The 26,328-nt window shown below is 61.1% G+C and carries 22 protein-coding genes; 12 read left to right on the forward strand and 10 right to left on the reverse strand.

Going from position 1 to position 26,328, the window contains the following annotated elements; translation table 11 throughout:
- Positions 1-7: 7 nt before the first annotated feature.
- From ACHZCU_RS20670 to ACHZCU_RS20685, 4 genes are read left to right on the forward strand one after another with little or no spacing between them, the layout of a single operon-like run.
- The gene (locus tag ACHZCU_RS20670) at positions 8-1,039 is read left to right on the forward strand and encodes a cysteine synthase A (protein ID WP_319520361.1); all 1,032 of its coding nucleotides are present in this window, start codon (positions 8-10) and stop codon (positions 1,037-1,039) included.
- 10 nt (positions 1,040-1,049) lie between these two features.
- Complete coding sequence (locus ACHZCU_RS20675) at positions 1,050-1,772, forward strand: alanyl-tRNA editing protein (protein WP_319520362.1); 723 nt, start codon at positions 1,050-1,052, stop codon at positions 1,770-1,772.
- Positions 1,773-1,803: 31 nt separating this feature from the next.
- Positions 1,804-2,655 carry a 3-mercaptopyruvate sulfurtransferase gene (sseA, locus tag ACHZCU_RS20680; RefSeq protein ID WP_319520363.1) on the forward strand — a complete coding sequence of 284 codons (852 nt, stop codon included), beginning with the start codon at positions 1,804-1,806 and terminating at the stop codon, positions 2,653-2,655.
- Positions 2,656-2,660: 5 nt separating this feature from the next.
- On the forward strand, positions 2,661-3,224 hold the full coding sequence (locus tag ACHZCU_RS20685; RefSeq protein WP_106304680.1) for a GNAT family N-acetyltransferase: 564 nt from the start codon (positions 2,661-2,663) through the stop codon (positions 3,222-3,224).
- A 69-nt stretch (positions 3,225-3,293) separates the two neighbouring features.
- Here ACHZCU_RS20685 and ACHZCU_RS20690 read toward each other — a convergent pair whose 3' ends face one another.
- Positions 3,294-3,965 carry a PadR family transcriptional regulator gene (locus ACHZCU_RS20690; protein ID WP_319520364.1) on the reverse strand — a complete coding sequence of 224 codons (672 nt, stop codon included), beginning with the start codon at positions 3,963-3,965 and terminating at the stop codon, positions 3,294-3,296.
- A 244-nt stretch (positions 3,966-4,209) separates the two neighbouring features.
- Here ACHZCU_RS20690 and ACHZCU_RS20695 point away from each other — a divergent pair, with 244 nt between their 5' ends.
- Positions 4,210-4,695 carry an Lrp/AsnC family transcriptional regulator gene (locus ACHZCU_RS20695; protein WP_106304687.1) on the forward strand — a complete coding sequence of 162 codons (486 nt, stop codon included), beginning with the start codon at positions 4,210-4,212 and terminating at the stop codon, positions 4,693-4,695.
- On the opposite strand, the gene ACHZCU_RS20700 is transcribed toward ACHZCU_RS20695, so the two are convergent.
- Positions 4,679-5,263 carry an N-acetyltransferase gene (locus ACHZCU_RS20700; RefSeq protein WP_319520365.1) on the reverse strand — a complete coding sequence of 195 codons (585 nt, stop codon included), beginning with the start codon at positions 5,261-5,263 and terminating at the stop codon, positions 4,679-4,681. The two genes, ACHZCU_RS20695 and ACHZCU_RS20700, sit on opposite strands and share 17 nt — an antisense overlap.
- A gap of 175 nt (positions 5,264-5,438) precedes the next feature.
- Here ACHZCU_RS20700 and ACHZCU_RS20705 point away from each other — a divergent pair, with 175 nt between their 5' ends.
- Positions 5,439-7,427, forward strand: a complete 1,989-nt coding sequence (locus tag ACHZCU_RS20705; protein WP_319520366.1) for a bifunctional 2',3'-cyclic-nucleotide 2'-phosphodiesterase/3'-nucleotidase — start codon at positions 5,439-5,441, stop codon at positions 7,425-7,427.
- A gap of 88 nt (positions 7,428-7,515) precedes the next feature.
- On the opposite strand, the gene ACHZCU_RS20710 is transcribed toward ACHZCU_RS20705, so the two are convergent.
- The 3 genes from ACHZCU_RS20710 to cckA all read right to left on the reverse strand — a co-directional run bounded on the left by ACHZCU_RS20710 (position 7,516) and on the right by cckA (position 11,969).
- Positions 7,516-7,980 (reverse strand): hypothetical protein, encoded by a 465-nt coding sequence (locus tag ACHZCU_RS20710; RefSeq protein ID WP_319520367.1) that lies wholly within the window; start codon positions 7,978-7,980, stop codon positions 7,516-7,518.
- 14 nt (positions 7,981-7,994) lie between these two features.
- Complete coding sequence (locus tag ACHZCU_RS20715; RefSeq protein WP_319520368.1) at positions 7,995-9,203, reverse strand: hypothetical protein; 1,209 nt, start codon at positions 9,201-9,203, stop codon at positions 7,995-7,997.
- A gap of 156 nt (positions 9,204-9,359) precedes the next feature.
- The gene (gene cckA, locus ACHZCU_RS20720; protein WP_319520369.1) at positions 9,360-11,969 is read right to left on the reverse strand and encodes a cell cycle histidine kinase CckA; all 2,610 of its coding nucleotides are present in this window, start codon (positions 11,967-11,969) and stop codon (positions 9,360-9,362) included.
- Between the two features lie 355 nt (positions 11,970-12,324).
- Here cckA and ACHZCU_RS20725 point away from each other — a divergent pair, with 355 nt between their 5' ends.
- Positions 12,325-12,684 carry a flagellar biosynthetic protein FliO gene (locus ACHZCU_RS20725; RefSeq protein WP_394706152.1) on the forward strand — a complete coding sequence of 120 codons (360 nt, stop codon included), beginning with the start codon at positions 12,325-12,327 and terminating at the stop codon, positions 12,682-12,684.
- A gap of 86 nt (positions 12,685-12,770) precedes the next feature.
- On the opposite strand, the gene dksA is transcribed toward ACHZCU_RS20725, so the two are convergent.
- The gene (dksA, locus tag ACHZCU_RS20730) at positions 12,771-13,190 is read right to left on the reverse strand and encodes an RNA polymerase-binding protein DksA (protein WP_106304699.1); all 420 of its coding nucleotides are present in this window, start codon (positions 13,188-13,190) and stop codon (positions 12,771-12,773) included.
- Positions 13,191-13,611: 421 nt separating this feature from the next.
- Here dksA and ACHZCU_RS20735 point away from each other — a divergent pair, with 421 nt between their 5' ends.
- The 4 genes from ACHZCU_RS20735 to ACHZCU_RS20750 all read left to right on the forward strand — a co-directional run bounded on the left by ACHZCU_RS20735 (position 13,612) and on the right by ACHZCU_RS20750 (position 17,418).
- On the forward strand, positions 13,612-14,121 hold the full coding sequence (locus ACHZCU_RS20735) for a histidine phosphatase family protein (protein ID WP_319520370.1): 510 nt from the start codon (positions 13,612-13,614) through the stop codon (positions 14,119-14,121).
- Positions 14,122-14,212: 91 nt separating this feature from the next.
- On the forward strand, positions 14,213-15,691 hold the full coding sequence (locus ACHZCU_RS20740) for a YcjX family protein (RefSeq protein WP_319520371.1): 1,479 nt from the start codon (positions 14,213-14,215) through the stop codon (positions 15,689-15,691).
- The gene (locus tag ACHZCU_RS20745; protein WP_319520372.1) at positions 15,688-16,755 is read left to right on the forward strand and encodes a TIGR01620 family protein; all 1,068 of its coding nucleotides are present in this window, start codon (positions 15,688-15,690) and stop codon (positions 16,753-16,755) included. Before ACHZCU_RS20740 ends, ACHZCU_RS20745 begins: the two co-directional genes overlap by 4 nt.
- 114 nt (positions 16,756-16,869) lie before the next feature.
- Positions 16,870-17,418: a hypothetical protein gene (locus ACHZCU_RS20750; protein WP_319520373.1), complete on the forward strand. Its 549-nt coding sequence runs from the start codon at positions 16,870-16,872 to the stop codon at positions 17,416-17,418.
- A gap of 6 nt (positions 17,419-17,424) precedes the next feature.
- Here the strand turns inward: ACHZCU_RS20750 and folK are convergent, their stop codons facing one another.
- The 4 genes from folK to ACHZCU_RS20770 all read right to left on the reverse strand — a co-directional run bounded on the left by folK (position 17,425) and on the right by ACHZCU_RS20770 (position 19,550).
- Complete coding sequence (gene folK / locus ACHZCU_RS20755) at positions 17,425-17,937, reverse strand: 2-amino-4-hydroxy-6-hydroxymethyldihydropteridine diphosphokinase (protein ID WP_319520374.1); 513 nt, start codon at positions 17,935-17,937, stop codon at positions 17,425-17,427.
- On the reverse strand, positions 17,927-18,298 hold the full coding sequence (gene folB, locus ACHZCU_RS20760) for a dihydroneopterin aldolase (RefSeq protein WP_106304717.1): 372 nt from the start codon (positions 18,296-18,298) through the stop codon (positions 17,927-17,929). Before folB ends, folK begins: the two co-directional genes overlap by 11 nt.
- Entirely contained in the window at positions 18,295-19,167 is an 873-nt protein-coding gene (gene folP / locus ACHZCU_RS20765; RefSeq protein ID WP_319520375.1) for a dihydropteroate synthase, read from the reverse strand. Before folP ends, folB begins: the two co-directional genes overlap by 4 nt.
- A 62-nt stretch (positions 19,168-19,229) precedes the next feature.
- Positions 19,230-19,550: a 2Fe-2S iron-sulfur cluster-binding protein gene (locus ACHZCU_RS20770; protein WP_106304722.1), complete on the reverse strand. Its 321-nt coding sequence runs from the start codon at positions 19,548-19,550 to the stop codon at positions 19,230-19,232.
- Between the two features lie 547 nt (positions 19,551-20,097).
- Here ACHZCU_RS20770 and ACHZCU_RS20775 point away from each other — a divergent pair.
- Positions 20,098-26,268 carry a hypothetical protein gene (locus ACHZCU_RS20775; RefSeq protein WP_319520376.1) on the forward strand — a complete coding sequence of 2,057 codons (6,171 nt, stop codon included), beginning with the start codon at positions 20,098-20,100 and terminating at the stop codon, positions 26,266-26,268.
- Positions 26,269-26,328: the final 60 nt, after the last annotated feature.

Here is a 26,328-nt window from a genome sequence, read left to right on the forward strand (position 1 = left end):
TTCGACCATGACGACATCAGACTCGGTCATCGACCTCATCGGCAACACACCGCTGGTCAAACTCAGGGCGGCTTCCGAGGCCACGGGCTGCACCATCTACGGCAAGGCGGAGTTTTTGAACCCCGGCCAGTCGGTGAAAGACCGCGCCGCACTCTACATCATCCGCGACGCCGAACGGCGCGGCCTTATTGCGCCCGGCGGCACCATTGTCGAGGGCACGGCCGGCAATACCGGCATCGGGCTGACCATGGTCGCCAATGCGCTCGGCTACAAGAGCGTGATCGTCATTCCCGAAACCCAGGCGGAGGAAAAGAAGGACGCGTTGCGGCTTCTCGGCGCCAAGCTGGTCGAAGTGCCGGCCAAGCCCTATCGCGACCCGAACAACTACGTAAAACTTTCCGGACGGCTGGCCGCGCAACTGGCAAAGAGCGAACCGAACGGCGCAATCTGGGCCAATCAGTTCGACAATACCGCCAACCGCGACGCCCATATTGAGACCACGGCGGAAGAGATCTGGCGCGACACCGACGGCAAGGTCGACGGTTTCATCTGCGCCGTCGGCTCGGGCGGCACCCTTGCCGGCACCGCCATGGGGCTGAAGGCGAAGAACCGTGACATCAAGATCGGCATTGCCGATCCGGAAGGCGCCGCCCTCTACGAATTTTACAGCAATGGCGAACTCAAGAGCGAAGGCGGCTCGATTACCGAAGGTATCGGCCAGGGCCGCATCACCGCCAATCTCGACGGGTTCACCCCCGATTTCGCCTATCGCATTGCCGACAGCAAGGCCCTGCCGCTGATATTCGATCTGGTGACCCAAGAGGGCTTGTGCCTGGGCGGTTCATCGGGCATCAATATAGCCGGCGCCATCCGGCTTGCGCGCGAACTCGGCCCCGGCCACACCATTGTCACGGTACTTTGTGATTATGGAAACCGGTATCAGTCGAAGCTCTACAACCCTTCCTTCCTGAAGGATAAAGGCCTGCCTGTGCCGGAATGGCTGACGGCGACAACGGAGATCGCCGTACCGTTCGAATAGAAAGTGACCCATGCCTGTTGATGCCCTGTTCCGTGACGACTTCTACCTTGCCAGATGCGATGCGGTTGTCACGGCGGTGCATGATGACGGCACATTCGAAACGGACAGAACCTGTTTCTATGCAACGTCCGGCGGTCAGCCGGGCGACACCGGTATTGCCCGGCGCGCCGATGGTTCGGCCCTTGCGCTCGGCATTACCCGCCACGGCGAAGGCAAGGACGTCATTCTGCATGTAGTGGCCGAAGGCGAGACCCCGCCGCATCCCGGCGAAACACTCTCTCTTGAAATTGACTGGCCGCGCCGGCTGAAGCTGATGCGCATGCACACCGCATGCCATCTGCTTTCCGTCGTCTGTCCCTACCCGATCACCGGCGCCTCCGTCGGCGAGGACGAATCGCGCGTCGATTTCGATATGAACGAAACCGTCGACAAACAGGCCGTCAGCGACGCGATGATGAAGCTCGTGGCCGAAGATCACCCGATCTATGTCCAGTGGATCACCGACGCGGAACTCGCCGCCAATCCGGATATCGTCAAATCGAAGAATGTCCGCCCGCCCATCGGCATGGGTCGGGTCTCGCTTGTGTGCATCGGCGCGGACTCGTCGGTCGACAGCCAGCCCTGCGGGGGAACGCACGTGCGAAGCACTGCCGAGGTCGGCCCCGTCTACATCGGCAAGGTCGAGAAAAAGGGCCGTGAAAATCGCCGTTTTCGTATTCGCTTCACCGCGTAAGCCTATCAGTTTTTCAAGGAGTTTGAGCAAGATGAGTGCTGAAAGCCGGTATATTGTTTCGCCGGAATGGGTGGCCGGGCGCCTGAACCGCTCCGGATTTTCCGTCATCGACGCCTCTTGGTATCTGCCCGCCCATAATCGCGACGGCAAGGCGGAATATGCCGAAGGCCATATTCCCGGCGCGGTGTTCTTCGATCAGGACGTAATCGCCGATACCACCACCGGTCTGCCGCACTCTCTGCCCGCTCCCGAATTCTTCGCGGCCGAAATGGGCAAGCGCGGCATCAGCGAAACAGATACGATCGTGGTCTATGACGGGCCCGGCATCTTTGCAGCACCCCGCGTCTGGTGGATGCTGAAAATCATGGGAGCCGGCGATGTCTATGTGCTGAACGGCGGCTTCGACGGCTGGAAGGCTGAGGGCCACCCGGTTGAAACGACCGTCCCGACACCGCAGCCCGCCACATTTACCCCGGATTTTCAGGCCCACAGGGTCACCTCCTTCGAGGCGATGCGCGAAGTTGTCGCTTCGGGCAAAAGCCAGATCGCCGACGCCCGCGGTGCGGGACGTTTCGAGGCGGTCGAGCCCGAGCCCCGCCCCGGCATGCGTTCCGGCCATATGCCGGGTGCGAAAAACCTGCCCGCAACGGCGTTTTCTGAAAACGGACGGTTCCGCTCCAATGATGAATTGAGGGCAATGTTTGCAGAAGCCGGGATTGATCTGGACCAGCCTGTGGTGACCAGTTGCGGGTCCGGCGTAACAGCGGCCATCATCACCCTTGCGCTGGAAAGCCTTGGCCATACGGATAACAGCCTCTACGATGGCTCCTGGTCACAATGGGGCGGCCGTGATGATACAGAGATTGTGACCGGGAAGGCGTGAGCACGATGGAAAACCAGCAGCAGACACCGCTCAGCGTCCATGTCACGGAACTGGAAATGACGGCGCCGCCGAAGGCACACATCATTGCGCCGTCCAACCTGCATCTTGCGCTGATGCGCGTTCCGCAGATACCGCTGCCCTTCTACCGGTTCTTATACCGTCAGGTCGGAACCCGCTGGGAATGGGTCGACCGTATCCGCATGAGCGACGAGGAACTTGCCGCCAACGTCCACAATGAGCGCACCACCATCACCGTGTTTTATCTGGAGGGCGCGCCGGCCGGTTTTTACGAGTATCAGCAGCAGGATGGCGGGATTACCGAACTCATTCATTTCGGCCTGTTCGAGCGCGCGCTTGGCCTCGGTGTCGGCAAATGGTTCCTGCTTCAGGGGCTGAAGGCGATGTGGGCCGACAAGCCCGAAAAGATCATCACCGCCACCAACAGCCTCGACCATCCGCGCGCGCTGCAGCTTTACCAGCAATTCGGCTTTTCGCCGGTATCGACCTACGAAAGTGAAATCACTCCGCTTTCGGATGCCGAGTTGCTGGCCTTCACCCGCAAGCTCTAGAAACGCCCAAGCAAACAGATGAAACCCGCCCGCCCCGGTCTTCGGCGGCGGGCGGGTTGTTTTGTGCGGTCAGTGTTCAGCCGGCGCCGTACCGTCATCCGGCGTTCCGGCATTTTCCATTTTTTCGGCAAGACCAAGAAGTTCGGCAACAATTGCAGCGCTTGCGCCCGCATCCTGTTCCAGCCGCCGGTCAATCACCTCACGCAGATTGAGAAACGCCGCCTCCACGCTGCGCGGCAGGTTATCGCCGCCGCGGGCGCGCTCGCGCTTCATCTGCCGGGCGCTCAGCCGCTCCGCCACCGCCTGCAGCGCCTTGAGCGCCATCGCCGCCTCCGGCGCCTGCTCATCGAGATAGGCCCGGCCGCTTTCGGTAATCGCGTAGGATTTCTTGTTGCCCTCGACCGTGGCGATCACATAGCCGCCATCCTCGAGATAGGAGAGCGTCGGATAGATGACGCCCGGGCTGGGTGAATAGAAACCGCCGCTCAACTCCTCGATTGCCTTGATGATCTCGTAACCGTGGCGCGGTTCATCGGCAATCAGCTGCAATACCAGAAAGCGCATACGGCCATGGCCGAGGAACCGGCCGCTACGGCCGCCGCCATCATCGCCGCCAAAGCCGTGACCGCCGCCGCGACCGGGTCCACGCCCCGGCCCGCGTCCGGGCCCTCGCCCCATTGCGAACAGCCCCCGCATGTCACAATCGCGCCAATCGTGATGCCTGCCAGAATGTCCGTGCATGTCAGCGTCCTTTCGATCATGTTTTCGATATATCGAAACATAGATCGAAAAGAGGCCGGTTACAAGGTTTTCGATATAACGAAATAATATCTTATTGCGGTTTTGGATCTCATGCCCCTGCCAGTCCGCTTCAGAAACCCTGTCCAGCCCGCAACAGAATTTCCTTGCGGGAAACGGTTTTCTTCAGCGAAAGAACAGATTATTGTTCGAAGAAGAACAATAAAATTCGCAGGGAGTTCGAAAATTGGACCTGGACGATATCGATCGTGCAATCATGAAGGCGCTTCAGAACAATGGCCGCATCACCAATGCCGAGTTGGCGGAAACCGTAGGTCTGTCACCATCGGCCTGCTCACGCAGGCTCGACCTTCTGGAAAAGAGCGGCGTAATCGAGGGCTACACCGCCAAGATTTCCCCCGAGGCGCTCGGATACAAGATGACGGCGCTTGTCCACATCTCGCTGTCCGGTCAGTTCGCCCGCACCCTTTCCGAATTCGAGGAGGCCGTCAGGCGCTGCCCGAACATTATCGTCTGCTACATGGTCTCCGGCGAATATGATTATGTGATGCGTGTGGCGGCAAAGGACCTGAAAGACTATGAGCGCATCCACCGCGACTGGCTTTCCGCCCTGCCGCATGTGGTGCAGATCAATTCATCCTTCGCGCTTCGGCCGATCATCGAGCGCCTCAATGTCGATGTCGACGAAGCCTTTGTCACGCCGCCGGCTTGATCATCAACAGCCAGTTGTCGCCGTCGGCCTGCCAGTCGGGCGCTGTCACCAGCGCCTGCCGCGCCCTTTCGACAAAGCCCAGGCGTTCGTAAAAACGCCGGGCCGGCGCATTGGCTTCAGAGACGATAAGACTGATATCGTTCGTTTCGGAAAGCCGGTCCGCCTTGTCGAGCAGGAAGGAGCCGAGCCCACGCCCGCGATATTCTGCATAGGCCGCCAGAACGTGAATGTGGAACGTTCCTTCGGCCTGCCGTTTCAGGTCGCGCAGCGGACTCATGACCGGATGATCGATTTCGCAGCCATAGCCCGGCGCCGTGTCGGCAAGCGGATAGGCAATCATCAGCGCAGCGACATCGGAGCCGAGTGTCGCAACCGTGCCCCTGGTCCAGGAGATCGCGCTATCTTCGCGGGCGGCGCTTTCGCGGCCGGCCTGCCAGGGATCCTCGGCCCCGCCCTCAAGCTGCCCCCAGCACCACAGCGGCAGGCGATGGCCGGCAATGTTGATGAGCCGCACCATATCCGGCACATCCTCGCGGGCCGCATTTCGGATCGTGAAACTGGTAACCAAACTTCCCTCCCGTATTGACGGCCGGCATGCCTGCGAATAGCCTGCCTAAAGTTTCCGTAAATCGGCATAAGGTTGGTGCGCTTTCACGCCCGATGTCAACCGCCTGTCACATGACGGTGCGAAGCGATGAACGTGTTCCAGCATTTCCCTGCAAACGACGAACCCCGGAGCCTTCATGTCCACGCCCGTACTGTCGTCCCTGATCTCGCGCCGCGCCCTTCTGGCCGGCATGTCCGCCACATCGGCGCTGATCGTTCTCCACCCCTTTGCCGCCAACGCCACCGGTAATCAGGCGCATCTGCGGCTGATGGAAACCACGGACATCCACGTCAACGTGCTTCCGTATGACTATTATGCCGACCGCCCCAACGACACGATGGGTCTCGCCCGCACCGCCTCGATCATCGATGCCATTCGCGCCGAATCGGCGAATTCGATGCTGATCGACAATGGCGACTTTCTGCAGGGCAATCCGATGGGCGATTACATTGCCTATGAGCGCGGCATGAATGACGGCGATATCCACCCCGTCATCAAGGCCATGAATGTGCTCGGCTACGAGATCGGCACACTCGGCAATCACGAATTCAATTACGGCCTCGACTTCATGTTCAAGGTCACGGGCGGCGCGAATTTCCCCTATGTCTGCGCCAATCTGACCAAGGGCGCCCTTGCGAACGATCCGACACAGGACGACCTGTTCTTCAAACCCTACATGATCAAGGAGAAGATGATTACCGACGGCGCCGGCAATACAAGCCCGGTCAAGGTCGGCTTCATCGGTTTCGTGCCGCCGCAGATCATGGTCTGGGACGAAAAGAACCTTTCCGGCAAGGCCAATACCCGCGACATCGTCGAAGCGGCCGAAGCCTGGGTTCCGGTGATGAAGGAAGACGGCGCGGATATCATTATCGCGCTCTCCCATTCCGGCATCGACGGCTCCGGTCCGGCCGAACTGATGGAAAATGCGTCGCTCTACCTTGCAGGCGTCGATGGCATCGACGCCGTCTTTACCGGTCACCAGCACCTTGTTTTCCCCGGCCCGACGGATTTCCAGGGCATTGCCGGCGTCGATCCGGTCAAGGGCACGCTGCGGGGCAAGCCGGCCGCCATGGGCGGCTTCTGGGGCTCCCATATGGGCCTTATCGACCTGCTTCTGGAAAAGGACGGCAACAGCTGGAAAATCGTCGACTTCACAACCGAGGCCCGTCCGATCTATCACCGCACGGAAGACCGCAAGGTGGTGGCCGATGTCGAATCCGCCCCCGCCGTGGTTTCCGCCGTCAAGGCCGATCACGACGCCACGCTGGACTATGTCCGCACCCCGGTCGGAAAGACGTCCGCGCCGTTGCAATCCTATTTCGCATTGGTCGCCGACGATCCCTCTGTGCAGATCGTCTCACGCGCGCAGACCTGGTACACCAAGGACATGCTGAAGGACGGCGAATACAAGGATTTCCCGGTCCTTTCAGCCGCCGCCCCCTTCAAGGCCGGCGGTCGCGGCGGCCCGGACTATTATACCGAAGTCCCCGCCGGCGACATCGCCATCAAGAACGTTGCCGATCTTTACCTTTATCCCAACACCGCCCGCGCGGTTCTCATCAACGGCGCACAGGTCCGGGAGTGGCTGGAAATGTCGGCAGGCATGTTCAATCAGGTCGAACCCGGCGCCGCGGATGCGCCGCTCCTCAATCCTGATTTTCCGTCCTACAATTTCGACGTCATTGACGGCGTGACCTACAAGATCGACCTGTCGAAACCGGCGCGCTATGCCAAGGACGGCTCGCTTGCCAGCCCGGATTCGCACCGCATCGTCGATCTTGCCTTCGACGGCAAACCCATCGACCCCGAACAGCAATTCGTGGTGGCGACCAACAACTACCGCGCCGGCGGGGGCGGCAATTTCCCGGATGTCGACAGCGACGTCATCGTCTTCGTCGGTCCGGATACCAACCGCGACGTGATCGTCCGCTATATCGTCGACCAGGGCACCATCAACCCCTCGGCCGACTTCAACTGGACCTTCGCCCCGATGCCCGGCACCACAGCCGTGTTCGAAACCGGCCCGCGCGCGGCGGAATACATTGCCGATGTGAAGGGCGCGAAGATCGAAACCGCCGGCGATGGCGACAACGGATTTGCGCTTTATCGGATTGTTCTGTAACCGCAGACCGAATTAAAGAAACTGATGCGGGGCCGCTGCAAAAGCCGCTGCCCCGCGCCATCAGACGAGCCAATGCAGGCAAGCAAAATCAGCAGGCTGGCAGACTGGCGCATTCGCTGCAGTCGATGGTCACAATACTCTTGATAAGCCCACCATTTGGGCAATCAAATCTGAAACGGTTCCAAGTGCCAAGACTTCTATGCGTATAAAGCTTGCGCCGTTCCCCCTGCGCGCGCATTTCCTCGTAAAGATAATCGGCACTCCAATCCACCTCGGAACCTACAGGGCGTCCTTTCTCGATCACGAAACCACCCTCAATCCCGAACAGCGAAAGATCGAGCAACAGGCTTGGACAGAAAATCGAAAGTATTGCCTTTTGGTCCCGCAGAAAAACACCGCGCTGACCTCCATGTTGATCAATGACGAGATCGTCCCCCTCTTCCATGGTCAGGCTGGACCGTCCGCCATTGAAAACATAGCTCCCCCCTAAGGATCCGACAGGCATGCCTGAAAAAAATGCGTGCTCACCCCAGTCGTCGACAACAGTTGACATGAAAACCTCCTGAATCAGTCAATGAATTCCATAAGAACCTCGACTTCGGCGGATGGATGCTTGCGGACGCTGACATCGGCCGGATATTCCTTTCCATCCTCTTGCATTGGCCAAAAAGGATAACTGGAACCATCAGCGCCGGGGGTTCCCGCCACGCCGCCCGCACCGGACTTACCCCAACCGTGAACGACCGGCGTTGGTGTCCCGCCCTGGCCGCCGCGGCCGCCTTTTCCCGCAGCTCCGCCACTCCCCGGCCGACCGGGCCGTGCCGGCGCCGGATTATGTCCCGCGGAGAAGTCCAGCTTGATGCCTGAAGGCGGTTTGGTATTCTCGTGAAAGGGAACCCAAAATCTTATAAAACCGCCATCGCCTGGACGGCCGGTTTTGCCTGGACTGCCGCCATTACCACCCTTGCCGCCGTTCCCGCCAGTGCCACCACGACCACCGTCGCCCGCGCCGCCGAACAATGTGGAGCCGCCGCCACGGCCGCCCTGTCCGCCTCGCGAGCCGTCTCCTCCATGGCCGCCATCCTGCCCCCAGCCAGCTTCGCCCCCGGCGCCCCCAATGGCCTCTATCTCGACGCTTCCGTCTTCAAACCGTTCCACCCAGACCGTAACGTTGTTGGCGTTCGAGCCGTCGCTGCCGTCACCTCCGCCCTCGCCATGCCTGCCATCTCCGCCATCGTTGCCGCGCGGGCCGTCTCCGCCGTTTCCGGCGCTGGAACCTCCCGGCCAGTCGCTTGCATCCCTGCCATCTGAACCGTGTCCGGTCTGACGCGCGCCATTCGCTCCGTTTGCCGCTGCGGGCTGATCACGGAAGGACTTTCCGGATGCACCGTCCACGCCTGCGCTGGCAGTAACCAGCAGATCACCAATGACGGAACGCGCCCGAATGGTAATATTCAGATCTGTATAAATTCTGGCGCCGGGAGCAATCACAAGATCATCGAGTAGATAGAGAAGAACCGGCTTCGACGGATCGACCTGCGACGATGTCTTGATCCGGACGGATTTCCTGACATCAAGAGATTTGAGAAGCTTTCCACCTTCCGGAAGAAGGAAGTCCTCAACCGGCCCCGCACCAAGACCGATAATCGGCGCATCATTGCTATCCGATGTGCCGAAAATCTGCGTGAGGATCGGTTTAACAATTACATCGTAGTCAGTTCGTTTCCAAGTTTTAAAAAGTTTTTCGGTCATCACATCAAAATAAGCAGAATCCATAACTCCCCCCGAAATTGAACAAAATTATACTATGATCTTGCTGGATTTCTACTTTTATAGCAATAGCCCTCTATATAACTATTTGAATGCTACAGATTTGCTACTCACAAACAAAACGCACTCTGTCGCATGTGGAGATAGATTCGTTTCAGAAACTCACCCCTCACGCAGCATGTCCCAGACGGCGGCAACCAGCTGCTTGAGATTGTAGGGCTTCGGCAGGAAACCGAATTTGGCGTCGTCGGGCAGGTTCTTGGCGAACGCATCGTCGGCATAGCCGGAAACGAAGATGAACTTCAGATCAGGATATTGCCCGCGCGCCTCGCGCAGCAGCGTCGGTCCGTCCATTTCCGGCATGACAACGTCGGAGACGACGATATCGACAGCGCCTTCCAGCCTTTCGAGGATCTTCAGCGCGTGCACGCCGGTATCGGCCTCATGCACGGTGAAGCCGCGCATTTCCAGCATGCGCTTGCCGGAGCGGCGCACCGCGTCCTCGTCTTCCACCAGCAGCACCACGGCGGACTGGCCCGTCAGGTCCATATCCTCCTCGCGCGGCGCCTCGTTGTCGCTTTCATTGCCCTCGGAGAAGGCGGCGGCAATCGGCTGGCCCCTGTGATCCTTCGGCGCGGCAACGGCTTCGCTTGCCGCCCGGGCATGGCGCGGCAGAAGAATGAGGAAACGGGTTCCCGTACCGACCTCCGAGATCGCATGCAGAAAGCCACCGGACTGGGTGACGATGCCATAGACCATGGCAAGGCCGAGACCGGTGCCCTTGCCGACATCCTTGGTGGTGAAAAACGGTTCGAAGATCTTGTCGAGCACTTCGGGCGCGATCCCCGTTCCGGTATCGGCCACCTCGACCAGCACGAAATCGCGTTCCGGCACTTCACGCAGACCGAGCGCGGCGACCTCGCCGGCGGCAATATTGCGCGTGCTGATCGTCAGCGTGCCGCCACCCGGCATCGCATCGCGGGCGTTGACGCAGAGATTGGTGACCACTTGGCCAAACTGACCCGGATCGGCCTTTACCGGCCACAGTTCGCGGGCAAAATCGGTCGTCAGCCTGATGTCCGATCCGCCCGTCAACCGTTCGATCATCATCCGGTTGTCGCCGATGACATCGTTAAGGTCGACGACCTCGGCGCGCATCGTCTGCTGGCGCGAGAAGGCAAGCAATTGCCGCACAAGGCCGGATGCACGGTTGGCATTGCGCTTGATCTCGACCAGATCGGCAAATTCGGGGTCCGAAGCCCGCGACTGCAACAGAAGATGATCCGCCGACAACAGGATGGCCGTCAGCACATTGTTGAAATCATGGGCAATACCGCCGGCAAGCGTGGCAACGGCATTCAGCTTCTGGGTGCGCGCCATCTGGGCTTCAAGCGATTTCTGCTCGCTGATCTCAATGGCATAGACCAGCGCAACCGTGTCCGGCCCCGAGCCGCTGGCAGCATGCACGAAAAAGCGGAAGTGACGGCCGTCATCGGTCGCATGGCGCACCTCGAAGGGGGCAATCTCGCCCTGCCCGTCTGCGGCAGCCCCCAGCGCCTCGCTCACCCTGATCTGGTCGTTTTCGTCGATCAGACTGGCGATACGTGCGCCGCGCCCGATATCCTCGCGCTTCAAGAGGTCGGCGAACATCGCCAGAAAGCGGGTGTTGGTGGTCAGCAACCGGCCGTCGCGGTCAAGCGTTGCAATGGCCATCGGCGTGTCGTCGAAGAAATGGCCCTGTGTTGCCCCGGCGCCGCCACTGCCCTTGCTGTCTTCGCGCTTCACTATCACCGTGCGGCTTTCCGCCGGGCGGCCATCGCGGTCGGCGGTCACATCATACAGCAGCGTGACAGGCAGGTGACGGCCCGATGGCAGCCTGAGCGATACATCCAGCGTTTCGGTCACCCGCTGGCCGGCCTCGACGCCAAGCGTTTCGAGCAGGGTCATGCCCTCACCGTCAACGATATCCGCCAGCGCAACCGTGCCGGCGACAAAACCGGCCAGATCAATGCCGATCCAGCTGGCCAGCGTGGCATTCAGATAACGGATCTTGCCGTCGGAATCACAGGTCAGGAAGCCGACCGGCGCATGATCCAGATAATCAATCGCCTTCTGCAACTCCTTGAAATAACGCTCCTGTTCCTGCCGCTCCTCGGTAATGTCGCAGATCTGCCAGATGTTGTAATTGCGGGTATGCGCACGGCTGTCGGTTACGGGGAAAAAGCGGGTGCTCAAACGATACCACCGGGCCTTGTCCCCGTCCCTGCCGGACAGCGCACGGGTCAGCCGAAACTCTTCCTGACCGTCCTTGCCGGCGCGCACAGACTGGGTCAGCCGGTAGAGCACTTCCGAACTTTCAGGCTCCTCGGACAGCAGCGACTCGAGGCTCGGCGGCACACTGCCACCCTCATTGCCGGTCATCCGCCCGTAAGCCGCGTTGGCATAAACCATGCGGTCGCGATGATCGGTGATCACGACGGCTTCCGGGTACTGGTCCAGAAACGGTCCGGCGAAATGATTTTGCCGTGCGCCGGGAAACAGCTGCACAAGACCGGTCAGAGCCGCCAGTCCGAAGAAGACCCCGAGGATCGCAAAAAGGCCCAGAATCGCCAGCAGAATATCGTCCGGCAGATAGCCCCGATACTGATAACCGAGCGTGATGATGGCCGCCAGAATCAGCAACACCAGCGCAAGCCTGGCGAAAACGCCGGCCCCCGGACCACCCCGGACCACAGGCTTGCCGGCCTTTTCGCTCTGTCGATCCAATGCCATTGCAACCTCGTCATCTGCGCCTGCCGCCAGGAACAGCACCCCGCGGCGAAACGTTCATTCAGTCCTATCCGGTTCGCAGACGGATAAAAACACCGCCTCCCGCAGCGCGAACCCAAGCCCGGCCCGAAGGCCAGACTTCTTCCATTATGGCGGCGGACAATAGCCGGAAAAGCTTAATTTTGAGTGTGATTCGCGCAAAACCGTGGACGCCGGATCGGCAGTTGCGGCTGAAGCTTGAAGGAACTGTCCGGAAAGTTGATATTCTACTCAGATATGCGCATAACATCAAAGCGCACAATCATTTCAGATCCACAATCCAGAAAAACCACCGGGTGAAAGACAAGCGATGGGAGACATGACCTTCAGCAACGCCATTTTCGATTTCCCGCTGCTGTCATTCGGCATCATTCTTCTGGCCGTCCTGGCAATCTGGTTTCTTCTGCGCCACAGACCGCCTCACCCGTTCATCAAGGGCGGCAAGAACAGAAGGCCGCGCCTTTATGTGGTGGACGCCGCAGCCGTTGACGCCCGCAGGCGCGTCGTTCTGGTTCGCCGCGATCATGTCGAGCATCTCGTCATGATCGGCGGCCCCAACGATATTCTGCTTGAAACGCGGATTCCGGCGCCCATCGGAACGCGCCACCGGCACGAAACCGGCCAGCCGGCCGCCGGAAGCGAAAATCCGAAACCGAAGGAAGAGCAGCGCGACGCCTGATGATTCGCCGCTTGCCGGACCGGACAGCCCGGACAGGAAACCAAAAGGCCGCGTCCTGATCGGGCGCGGCCTTTTGATGTGTTATGCTATTCGTCGCGGTAAACTTTTTCGCGTCGCTCGTGGCGTTCCTGTGCCTCGATCGACAATGTCGCGATCGGTCGAGCATCAAGACGCCGCAGGCCGATCGGCTCACCGGTCTCCTCGCAATAGCCATATGTCCCGTCGTCGATCCGACGCAGTGCAGCATCGATCTTCGAGATCAGCTTGCGCTGACGGTCTCTCGCTCTCAACTCGATGGATCGGTCGGTTTCGGAAGAGGCCCGGTCTGCAAGGTCCGGATGATTGGCGTTTTCGGCCGCCAGATTATCGAGCGTTTCACGGGCTTCCCGCAAAATGTCGTTTTTCCAGGCGATAAGTTTCGCGCGGAAATAGGCCCGCTGATTGGGATTCATGAACTCTTCGTTATCGGAGAGAACATAGCTACTAAGATCAATGTTCTTGTTCAAAGCCATTCTCCTGAACAACACCCCACGGGCGCTGTATATCCCAAACAAACCTGATAATTCAAGTCTCTGCTGTAAATTTGAGCACTTTAATAACTGTTGAAAATTTAGGCCGGGTTTCTGGATTTTCTGCAAAAAAAGAAGGCAATTGCCACAAATCTTTCATCGACACCTGCAACGCCCGGTTTTACCGCGCCTTCGGAAGGGTCGCTTTTTCCCGTAACGCTAACAGATGCCCTGAAAGATGCCCGGAATCCGGCCGGATTGTCCCGTGCGCTTTTTCAAAACAACGTCATCCACTGCGGCAAAAAAAACGCAGGGCCTTGCGTAAATTTCATGGTAAGGACATGTTCGAACCTGCTGCTCTGCCGCAATGGTGGATAAAGCACCGCCGAAACCGCTTCATGCCGCTTCGAGATGAGCAATGTCGACGATCAGCCCTCACCCTGAACGGATCTATCTTTTCCGGCACGCCCAGGCCGTCTGGCCGGAGCCGACCATGCGCGACTTCGAGCGTCCGCTGTCAAAACGGGGGGTCGATGACGCCGATGCCATGGCGCAGCGGCTGAAGGAAGGGCACTACCTGCCCGAGATCATCCTGTCTTCCTCGGCCATGCGCTGCCGCCAGACTGCCGATGCGGCCTATCGTGCGCTGGATCGCCGGCCGTCCTGCCGTTTCATTGACGATTTCTACCAGGCAGCCCCGGTCACCTATATCGAGGCGATTTCCGACCACGCCGACCGTCAGTCGGTGATGATCTGCGGGCACAATCCGGGCATTGAGGAAACGCTTCTGATGCTTGTGGGATATGAAGCCTTCAACGTCACCTGTCCCTATGGTTTTCCCACCGCCGGCGTTGCCGTGCTCGATCATAGCGGCAACACTGGAAACGGTCTGCCGGAGTGGAAGGTGACCGCCTTCCTCGCCCCCTGACACCGCGGAACGGGCGGCTGCCCCCAAACCGCCTTTTATCGCGCACCGGCCTTGCCTATATTGCGGTCTGAACCGCGAAAGGAAGCCGATCTTGACGCCGATCCATACGTCGTTTGGCGATAATGCCAGACTTACGCTCGACACCATTACCGATCGTGCATCCGACATCGTTCAGCCGACGCTGCGACTGGGCGTCACGGGGCTGTCGCGCGCCGGCAAGACCGTCTTCATCGCCGCCCTTGTCCACAACCTCATCCATCACGGCCGGCTGCCAATGTTCGAGGCCATGCGTTCGGGCCGGCTTTCCAATGTGCGCCTCGACGAGCAGCCGGACGACCAGATCCCGCGATTCGATTATGAAACCCATATCGACCGGCTGGTGGATGAACGGATCTGGCCCGATTCGACCCGTGCGATTTCCGAATTGCGGCTGATCATCGAATATCAGAGCGCCAGCCGCTGGAACCGGATGTTTTCGCGCGGCCGGATTGCCATCGATATTGTCGATTATCCGGGCGAATGGTTGCTGGACCTGCCCCTTCTCGGCCAGGATTTCGCGACGTTTTCGGCGCAGACCGAAGCCAGCGCCAAAACCGGCGTGCGGGCAGCGCTTGCCCGTGACTGGCTTGGCCTTTGCGCCGACTGCGACTATGACGCGCCGGCGGATGAGAAGACCGTAAAGGCGCTGAACGAGGCCTTCACCGCCTATCTGAGAGCATGCCGGGCAGACGAGCACTCGCTGTCCACCCTGCCGCCCGGCCGCTTCCTGATGCCCGGCGACCTTGAAGGATCGCCGGCCCTGACCTTCGCGCCGCTTGCAGGCCTGGGCGCAGAAAAACCGAAACGGGGCTCGCTTGGCGCGCTGATGGAGCGGCGTTACGAGGCCTATAAATCCGTCGTCGTCAAACCGTTCTTCCGCAATCACTTCGCCCGCCTCGACCGCCAGATCGTACTGGTCGACACGCTTCAGGCGTTAAGCCGCGGCCCGGAAGCGGTGGCCGATCTGGAACATGCGCTTTCCGAGGTGCTGGCCTGTTTCCGGCCCGGCCGCAACACCTGGCTGTCCTCCCTTGTGCGCCGGAGGATCGACCGCGTGCTGATTGCCGCAACCAAGGCAGATCACCTGCATCATGAAAGCCATGACCGGCTGGAGAAGCTGACCCGCCGCCTGGTGGACGATGCCACAAACACCATCGGCGCCTCGGGCGCCGGCATCGAGGTGATGGCAATCGCCTCGGTCCGGGCAACGCGGGAGGCCTCCGTCGAAAGCGGTTCCAGTCAGCTTCCGGTCATCGTGGGAACGCCCATGAACGGCGAGAAGATCGGCGCCGAAACATTTGACGGGAAACGGAAAACCGCGGTTTTCCCGGGTGACCTTCCCGCCAATCCCGATGCGTTTTTCCGGCTGCTCCGGCGCGGCGGCAAGGCGCCGGAACACCTCGCCGACATCAATGCCGTGCGGTTTCGCCCGCCCGAGATTGATACCAACAGTCAGGAAGGCGGCCTTTCGATCCCCCATATCCGTCTTGATCGCGTATTGCAGTTTCTGGTGGGAGACAGGCTGGCATGACCCCGAACGAACCGCGCAAGCCCGCCGTCTTCGATATCGAGGATGAAAAACGCAGCGACGAGACCGCCCCGCATCGCAAGCCGCGCCATTTCGACGATCCCGACGTTCGCATGACACCCGAGGCGGAAGATCCGTTTCTGGGAGAGGCCGGAACCATTGCCGACGAAGACGGCGAACCGCCGGTCGCGACGATGAAGAAACGCGGCTTCTCGTTTGCAAAGCTTGCCGCCGCTGCCTTCGGCATCGTGCTGTCGCTGGCAATCGGGCTGTGGATCGACGACCTCGTGCGCAGCCTGTTTGCCCGCGCCCCCTGGCTTGGCTGGCTGGCGCTCGGTGCGGTCGTCATCGGTGTTGTTGCGGCCATCGTGGTCGCCGTCCGCGAGGCAATCGCGATCCTCAGGCTCGGCGCCATCCAGCACATCAAACTGCGTCTGGCAGAGGCCCATGCCGGGCGCGATGCGCACGCCGCCCGCAAGGCCGTCGGCGAACTGGCCACCCTGGTTGCCGACAAGGCCGAAACCGCGCGCGGCCGACAGCGCCTCAGCGAACTCGACGACGCAATCGTGGATGCCCCCCAACTGGTGGAGTTTTGCGAACGCGAGATGATGGCGCCGCTCGACATCAAGGCCCGCGCGCTGATCCTCAACGCTTCCAAACGCGTATCCGTGGTCACGGCCATCAGCCCGCGTGCCGCCGTCGATATTCTGTATGTCTTCTACGAATCGATCCGGCTGATCCGCAATATGGCCGAGCTTTACGGCGGCCGCCCCGGTTCGATCGGCCTGTTCCGGCTGATCCGGGACGTGCTGGCCCACCTTGCCGTCACCGGCTCCATTGCCGTTGGCGACAGCCTGGTGCAGCAGGTGCTGGGGCACGGGCTTGCCTCCAAGCTCTCCGCGCGTTTCGGTGAAGGCATGATCAACGGGCTGATGACCGCGCGTATCGGCATTGCCGCCATGGACCTTTGCCGCCCGATGCCCTTCACCGCGCTCAAACGGCCGGGAATCGGCGATTTCATCAGCGATCTCGGCCCCGGTGAAAAGAGCGATCTTTCAAAGTCCTGATGCCGCCCCTGCCCGCGATACGGGCAGGACAACCAAAGCTTAACGTTTCCCGGTCATTCTTGACGCTCGACAAGAACATGTCTGCGCATCCCGCAGTTGACCGGAAACGCCATGATGACACGACGGCCAGAGCGCCTTCTCAGTTCCGCCATCTTCGCTGCCGCCCTGATTGCGGCAACGCCCTTCGGCGCGGCGGCCGAAAGCGACGACAGCGCCTTTTTCCGGCAGGTTGCGGGAAAATGGTCCGGCCACGGCAAAATCGTCGAGGGCAAGATGAAGGGGACGCGCTTCCGCTGCAAGCTCGATGGATTGCCGATCGAGGGCGAACATCAGGGCTTCAAGCTCGACGGAAAATGCCGCGCAGGACTGTTTTCCCATCCGATGACAGCCGTCTTCATTCGCGAAGACGACGGCTATCGCGGGCACTTTCTCGATGGCGAGGATGGCGACGGCCTGGCGGTTACCGGTGGATCGGTGGAAGACGGCCGTGCGGTAATCGCGCTCAGGCGCAAGGATGTCGAAGGCGCGCTGGTCACCAGCCTGGTCGGCGCCGAAGACCTCGACATCACCCTGCTGATCAAGGGCGGCACGCGCTATGTGCCGGTGATCGGGCTATCTTTGAAACGGCAGACGGACCCGCTAGCCGTCGGCGCGGTCAAATAGAGCGTTTCAGCTTTTCCACCACGAACCGTCATCGCTTGCGGGGCTGATATCTGCGGTATCCACGTCGTTCAGCCGGTCGGAAACCTTGCGCCCGCCAACGACCAGATCCGGCGCGATCTCCGACAGCGGCACGAGCACAAAGCCGCGTTCGCTCATGCGCGGATGCGGAACGGTGAGAAGCGCACTTTCCTGCGTCAGATTTCCAAAGGTGAGAATATCGATATCGATGAGGCGCGGGCCCCAGCGCTGGTCGCGAACCCGTTTCAGGCGCTTTTCGATATCAAGGCAAAACCGCATCAGGTCTTCCGCCGGCCGCTCCGTTTCGATCAGGGCACAGCAATTGACGAATGGCGGCTGGGCAACAGGGCCCCAGGGCGGCGTGCGATAGAGCCTTGAAACCGCCACGACCTGTGTCTGAGGGTCCGCGTCGAGCATGGCCAGCGCCCGCGCCATGGCCTCTGCCGGCTCTCCCAGATTGCCGCCAAGGCCGAGTGCTGCCCTCACCTGCTCAGCGGACATTGTAATCCACCCTCGCCTCGGCATGGTCGAGCAGGCCGGGCACCGGGGCCGAAGGCTTGCGCACGGCCACCTCGATCCGCCCGATCGCATCGTAATGCCGCGAAACCGAAACGGCGATGGCGTGCGCCAGCGCCTCGATCAGCTTGAAGCGGCGTCCGGTCACCACGTCGCTGATCAGCCGGTACACCTCGCCGTAATCGACGGCATCGGAAAAATCGTCATGCAGCAGAGCCGCCTCGTCGTCGATATGCATGGTGATGTCGATATAGAAGCGCTGGCCGAGCCGCTCTTCCTCCTCCATCACGCCATGGGTGGAGAAGAAGGCGCAGTTCTTCAGTGTAATGGTATAGCGGCCGCTCATGACAGATCTCCGTAGCGCCGCGCGATCATGGCATCAGCGAATGCAAGTGCCGCGCGGCTGGCACCGACATTGTGAACGCGGAAGATCGCGCCGCCGGCAAGGCGCGTCAGCGTGGTGGTCGCCGCTGTTGCGAAATCGCGGGTCAGATTGTCCTCGCCGCCGCCAACCGCGCCGACAAAGCGTTTACGCGATGTACCGACCAGAATCGGCAGATCGAACACCTGAAGCGCATCCATATGCGCCATGATGGCGAGGTTGTCATCCACGCCCTTGCCGAAGCCGAAACCGGGATCGATCGCCAGCTGTGTTTGCTTGACACCGGCGGCACGCGCCGCACCGAGCGCTTCTTCCAGAAAGAGCAGTTGATCGGCCACCGGATCGGCAAGCGTGTCGCGGCCGCGGCTGGTGTGCATGAGGCAATAGCCAGCGCCCGTTTCGGCGGCGACGTTCAGAATGTCCGGTTCGCCCGTCCCGCCGGTGACGTCATTGATGATGTGGGCGCCGGCGTTAACGGCAAGGCGCGCGGTTTCGGCGCGATAGGTGTCGACGGAAAGAAGCACGTCGGTCTTTTCGGCCAGCGCCGCAATCACCGGCAGCACCCTCTCCTGCTCCGCCTCGGGCGAAACCGGCGATGCGCCGGGACGCGTCGATTCACCGCCGATATCGAGAATGCCGGCCCCGGCGGCAATGGCTGCGTCGGCGTAATCGACGACGGCGGCGGTATCGGCGAACTGTCCGCCATCCGAAAAGGAATCCGGCGTCACATTGATGATCGCCATCAACACCCCGGCAGGACCGAGCGTGAGTGTCCGTCCGTGCGCGCAGTCAAGCACGCGCTGCCTGAAACAGCATTTTGTGGCTGACGTCATCGGCGGCTTTCCCCTTTTCGTGATCTGCCTGCCGCTTGCCTGCAGGGCCAGTAGTCTGTCCGTCAGCCCTGTTCGTCCGGCACGCGCACCGTCAGTCCGTCGAATTCGGCGCACATGTTGATCTGACAGGACAGCCGCGAATTGGCACGGGGATCGATGGCGAAATCGAGCATGTCTTCTTCCATCGGCTCGGGTTCGCCGACCTTTTCGATCCAGGCTTCATCGACATAGACATGACAGGTTGCACAGGCACATGCGCCGCCGCATTCGGCAACAATTCCGGGAACGCCGTTGCGCACGGCATTTTCCATGACAGTGGACCCGTCTTCCACCTCAAGGTTATAAACGGTGTCATCATTGCCGATGAATGTCAGTTTGAGCATGTCGTGAACCTGTGTATCAAATGCCGGACGGCGGCGAGCTTCAACGGTTCTTCCTCCATAACGCAGGCACAGTCAACATATGCCGCCCGCGGCCCTTCCGCCCTGCAGCGGGCACGGCAAAAATACCGGCTGAAAGATCCCGATCATTGTGGAAAGCCTCAGAAAAGGCGCATTATGGTTAATATTTGCTAAATGACGGAATTTGATCGCTTTTTGCGGCTCCCGACAATGCCATTTGCGCGTCGATCCCATTTTCGGCGCAATCTGGAAGGCGGGATAATGTTGTGCGGCTATAGCGAATGTGCGATTGAAAACGGGGGTAATCCCTTGAAATAGAAGACATTTGCCTGTCTTTTACTGCCTTTCCCGGACGCGGAAGGCTTTGATGGCAAGGCATTTGGCGGCTGTTTCGAACCTGTGTGCCGGAGATATGATTGCGTGCCCTGCAAGGGCCGTGACGTTTTCCGGTTTGGAAGTTTCGGGTCATCTATGCGCCTCAGCGAACGGCGCGGTGCAGAAGACGGCCCATGTGTCACGAGGCGTATCCATGGCGAAACAATCTGGCGGCTCTTCGCTCGACGATCAGGCACTTCACGCGCTTGAAGATGCACTGTCTTCCGGTGCGGCGGAAACCGGCACGGACGCCGGGACGGCGCGCAAGGACACCACGACCGCGCGCGCGGACGAAAAGACTACCCGCCCCCAGGAAGACCGTGCCAGCGCCCCGCGCCCGAAATCGCCCGCCTTCCGGCCTGCCAATGATCCGGGCATGCTGTCGACACAGCGCGTGCTGCGCGCCTTCGAGCGCCGTTCGACCGTCAAGGCCCTGCGCAACTCCACCATCATGTCGGCCGGCTGGCTGGCGCTCGGCGTCACCGGCACGCTGGTCGCCTTCGGCAGCCGCATCTTCAATGCCTCCTCCTTTGCCGACATTCTGAATATCGACGGCATCGGCCTTGCCGCCGCCCTCACTGTTGCGCCGATCTTCGTATTCTACGCCTTCAACATCATGCTGGCGCGCGCTCGCGACATGCAGAATGCCGCCCGCTCGATGGCGGAAGTGGCACTGCGCCTTTCCGATCCGGACGAAAATGCCGCCCAGCAGGTCCGCAATGTCAGCCAGGCCGTGCGCCGCGAAGTCTATGCCATGAACGAGGGCATCGAGCGCACCATCGCCCGCGCTTCCGAGCTTGAAAATCTCGTCCATTCCGAAGTCAACGCGCTGGAACGCAGCTACGCCGACAATGAAATGCGTATCCGCAATCTGGTGCAGGAACTGACGGCCGAACGCGAAGCCGTGGTCAATCACGCCGCGCGTCTGAGAACCTCGATCCTGGGAACCAACGACCAGCTCAAGGGCGAAATCGGCACGGTCATGGACGAACTCACGCGCAAGGTGACGACGGCCGGTGACGGCGTTGCCGAAATGCTGGAAACCCGCGCAGCCATGATCGACGAAAACACCGCCCGGGCGGTATCGACGATCGGGGAGCTTCTGGAAGACCGTTCCAACACGCTCACAACCGCGTTCGACCAGAGCTATGGCCAGCTTTCCGACCTGTTCGACAAGCGTTTCAACGATCTGTCGCAGAAATTCGATGAACGCGGCCGCACGCTGATCGACGATTTCCACACCAGCGCCACCGCACTCAACGACGAGACCGAGCAGCTGACTTCCGCCCTGACCAAGCACGGCAGCGAGCTTGAGGAAATCCTCGACAAGCGCACCGAAACCCTGCGCGAAGTTGCCGAAAACAGCGAAACGGCGATGAACGCAGCGCTGGAACGGGTGGTCGGCGGCCTTTCGGCCACGCTCAGCGAAAGCCAGGCCCGTTTCAACCAGCAGATCAGCGAAACCGACGCGGAAATCGCCCGGCAGGTCGAGGAGCGCGGCCAGTATGTCGATCAGCGCCTCGATGCCACCATTGCCCGCCTTGGAACCGAACTCGACAGCAAGCTCGATACCTTCACCAGCGCCTTTGAAGAAAGCAGCGGGGCGATGGAAGGCCGGATCGACAACACGCTCAACCGTTTCAACCAGACCTTCTCCGAAGGCGAGGCAAGCATCGGCACCATGCTTTCGCATGCGTCCGAACGCATCCAGGACCGGATGAACGACCATACCCTGGCGCTGGCGACAACGCTTTCGGCCGGGACGGACATGCTCGGCGACACCCTCAAGACGCACGCGCAGGAAATCGGCGATACGATCGGGGCAGAACATGCCGGTCTCGAAAAGGTCTTCTCCGATGCAGCCGGACGACTGGACGAAAAGCTCACGCGCTTCAACCAGCAGATCGCCGACGGCGAGGCCAACATCACCGCCGCGCTGACGGAATCCGGCGAGCGGCTGAACGAGCGCATGAATGATCAGGCGATCATGCTGACCACGACGCTTTCGGCCAGCGAGGAATCCTTCGCGATGTCGCTGGAAAGCCATGCATCGCAGATCGAAAACCACATGCGCGAAGGCACCGAGCGCCTCAGCGGCACGCTGAGCGATGCGTCGAGCCGTCTGGATGTGCAGCTCGGCACGTTCAACGAACGCGTGGGCAGCGGCGAAAACGGCATTGCCACCCTGCTCGACAGTGCGTCTGAACGCCTGCAGGAACGCATGAACGACCATGCGGCCGCGCTGACCGCCACGCTGTCGATCAGCGAGGACACGTTCGGACAGACCCTCGACGCGCATTCCGCCAGGCTGGAAGAAACGCTCAAGACCGGCCATGACCGCCTCGACGGTTCGCTCTCGGGTGCATCCGAACGGCTTGACGCCCAGCTTCAGCGCTTCAATGCGCAGGTCGGTGACGGTGAAAACGGCATCAGCGCCGCGATTTCGGCGGCCTCCGAACGGCTTGGCGAACAGATGAACGAGCAGACGATGATGCTCGCCACCACGCTTTCGGTCGCTGAGGACACCTTCGGACAAACGATCGACGCGCGTTCGGCAAAACTGGAAGAGGCGCTGAAGAACGGCCAGAGCCGGCTCGACGATGCGCTCTCCGAGGCAACCGGCCACATCGACCAGCAGCTGGGACACTTCACCTCGCGGCTTGGCGAGACGGAAGAAGGCATCACCTCTGCCCTTTCGGGTGCAAGCACACGCCTCGAAGCGCAGCTTACCGAGAAAACCGAGCGGCTTTCGGATACGCTGTCATCGGCGCGCTCCGCGTTCGAGCAGACCTTCGACCAGCACGAACAGCGCCTCGGCAACACCGTCGAACAGGGTCATGAACGTTTTGCCGCGACACTCGATGGCGCCGGCCAGCGCGTCGATGCCTCCTTCAACAGCGCCGCCGAACGTCTCGACGAGCGCCTGAACGACCATGCCATCATGCTGGCGACCACACTGGCGACCAGCGAGGAAAGCCTCGGCCAGACGATCGATTCCTCTTCGACACGCCTTTCCGAAGCGCTCCTTGACGGGCAGAACCGTCTTTCCGGTTCCTACGAACAGGCCGCCGCGCGACTGCAGGAGACGATTATCGAGCAGACCGGCGCATTCGAAAGCCGGATTGGCGAAATTGATGGCCGGATCGCCCAGACCTTTGCCGACCGCGAAGCCGGCATCCGCAGCGCCTATGAAGATGGCCAGATCCGTCTCGACGACAGCCTGCGCGAAGGCACGGGCCAGCTTGAAAATGCGCTGAAACAGGCAAGCGCCAGCATTTCCGAAACCCTTTCCGATGAAACCACCAGCATTTCGGCGACGCTGGCCGCATCGTCCAGCCTGCTGGAAATGTCGCTGGAGGGCCGTGAAACCGCCCTGCGCGAAACCATCGACAAGGCCGGCATGGCGCTTGAAGGCCGGCTGCGCAGTTCCGCCGGCGCGATTGCCGAAAAGGTTTCAGCTGCCGCCGGTCTGATCACGCAATCGGCCGAGACGATGACCGATCGCGTCGAGACCTCCTTCGGCGTGCTTGGTGAAAGCCTCGACAAGCACAGCCAGACCGTGGAAACCGGCGCCTTCCGGATCGAGGGACTTGTCGATCAGGCCGGTCACCGCCTGGACAAGGCGCTCAACGATCACGCTGCGGCCATCGAGAACACCGGCGGCGCCGTCGAAAGCCGCCTCACCTCCTCGCTGTCGCACCATATCGAACGGCTGGCGGAGACCGGCGAGAGCACACGGGCACGATTGGAATCCACCTTTGCGGACCAGAATGCGGGCTTCGAACGCACCGCACACGAAGCATCGGAGAAACTTGCCGCTTCGTCGGAGGCAATGCACAGCCGGATCAACGAAACGCTGAGCGAGAATTCCAGACGCATCGAGCAGGCGGGCGAATCGGTCACCACCAGCCTCCATGAAACCCTGCTGACGCATGAAAACGCCTTCATGCTGGCCGGCACGCAGATTGATGAACGCCTTGGCGGCATGCTCGACGAAAAGGCCCGCCTGATCGAAACGGCAAGCGACGCAGCCTCCAACCGGCTGGGCGAAACCCTTGACGCCCGCCGCAATGCCATTGCCGAAACCCTCGGCAAGGGTCAGGAGCACATCGAAAACCGGTTCTCGAGCCTTGAGGGCGCGCTGGATCAGGGTCTCGTCAATATCAGCGACACCATGGACCGCCGCACGGCCGAGCTTGCCGGACGGATCCGCGACACGGTCTCCGAAACATCCGCAGATATGGATCGCAACGCCGAAGACGCCCGTATCAAGCTGGAACAGGCCGGACAGAACTTCACCGAGCAGGTTTCCGGCGCCGTTGCCAATGCGCGTCAGGGCATGGAAAGCTCTGCCCACGAAATCTTCGACCGCGCCCGCCAGATGCAGGCCGAACTGGCCAATCAGGCAGCCGTCGTCAGCGAGCACGCATCGGAAAACAGCACGCGCATTTCCGAGGTCCTGTCGGCGACCAGCGCCCGGATCGACAACCAGGTCGAGACCATCCGCCGGACCATGAGCGATGCCGAACAGCTGCTGGCCGAACGTGGCGAGCGCCTCAACAGCGGCATAGCCGGCACGGCCAGCATGCTGTCCGAGCGTCTTGGCGAATCCGAACAGTCGATGACGGAACGGGCACAGTCCCTGCGCGACAGCCTCGGCGCCCAGATGAAGGCGCTGGAGGAAACGCTGGGAACCGTCGATCGTGTTCTGGCCGCACGCAGCGATGCGGTCGGCAGCGCGCTTGACGAACGGGCCCGGGACATGAATTCGATGCTCGCCGGCCATACCAGCGAACTCAGCAGCCTGATCGAGGAAAAGGCACGGCCGCTGATCGAAAGCTATGACGAAACCGGCCGTGTGGCCGCCGAACGCATCCGCAAGGCCTCCGAGGAAAGCAGCGAGCAGCTGCGGCAGGACGGCAATGCGCTTGCCGGCAATGTCGAAACGCTCGTCGGACACCTCAGCCAAAGCCACCAGATGCTGGCCGGCATCGTCGACCAGGCCGCCGCCCGTCTCTCGTCTGCCGACGAGCAGCTCGGCACGACAGCGGCCCGCATCAGCGAAACCGCCGAACGTTCGGCCGCATCGCTTGAAAATTCGAGCAACCTGCTCGGCAGCAAGGTCGATGCGCTTGACGGCAGTGCCGCCGGTGCGCTGGAAACCGTTCGCGGTCTGGTCTCCCAGATCGAAAGCCATGCCGGCGTTCTCGACCGCGCATCGAACCTGATCGAGGCTGCGCAGTCGAACCTCGCCAACACGCTTACCGAACGACAGGAGGCCCTTGGCCTTCTCTCAAGCGGTCTGGCAGACCGCTCGCAGGAAATCGAAAAGAGCCTCCAGGCCGTCGGCGCTGCGGTTGCCGCTTCCATGGAAAAGACGGGCCAGGATGCCGAAAGCATGTCCCAGCGCGTTGCCGAAACCCTGCGCGGTTCGGTGGAAGATGCCGCCAAACGGTTTTCCGGCGCCACGCAGGATATCGAGCGGATCTCCACCGAAATCCGGGCCGAGCTCGACAATACGCGTGAAGCGGTCAAACGCGGCATTCACGACATGCCGGAAGAGGCACGCGAAAGCGCACAGGCCATGCGCAAGGCGGTGGAAGACCAGATCCGCGCCCTGCAGGATATCTCGACCATGATCTCGGCATCGAAGTCGCAGATTTCCGCCCCCGAGGCCCCGCGCCCTGCTCCGAAAAAGCAGGAAGAACCGGCGCAGCGCCCGTTCACCAGCCCGCCTGCCGGTTCGCTCAGCGGCCCCGCGGCCGCCAGCCTGTCAGCGGCGTCGGCCGCCAGACAGCCTGCCCGCGAACCCCAGCAGCAGGCCGTGACCCGGACCGCCGCAAGCAATGCTCCAGGTGGCGAAGGCTGGATCAGCGATCTTCTGAGAGCCGCAGCACGCGAGGAAGCCGGTCAGCAGCGCGACAGCCAGAAAACCGGCGGCTGGACCGCACAGGCGACCGCCAGCGAGCGCAAGCCCAATCAGGTCGTCGATTCGCTGAATTCGCTTTCCGTCGATATTGCCCGGGCAATCGACCACGATGCCTCGGTCGAGCTGTGGCGGCGTTACCAGCAGGGGGAGCGTGATGTCTTCACCCGCCGGCTCTACACGCTGAAGGGGCAGCGCACCTTCGACGAGATCAAGGCAAAGTATGAGGGCGATCGCGAGTTCAAGACCGCTGTCGACCGCTATGTCGCCGATTTCGAGAAGCTGCTCTCCGACGTCATGCGCAAGAACCGCGACCGGACGGCCATCCAGTCCTATCTGACGTCCGATACCGGCAAGGTCTACACCATGCTTGCCCACGCCGCCGGACGGCTGAAATAGGCGCATTCGGCAACGCATATACGGATATGGAAAGGGGCGACCTCCAGCGGGCCGCCCTTT

It is taken from the genome of uncultured Martelella sp., assembly GCF_963677965.2.
Lineage (GTDB): Bacteria > Pseudomonadota > Alphaproteobacteria > Rhizobiales > Rhizobiaceae > Martelella > Martelella mangrovi.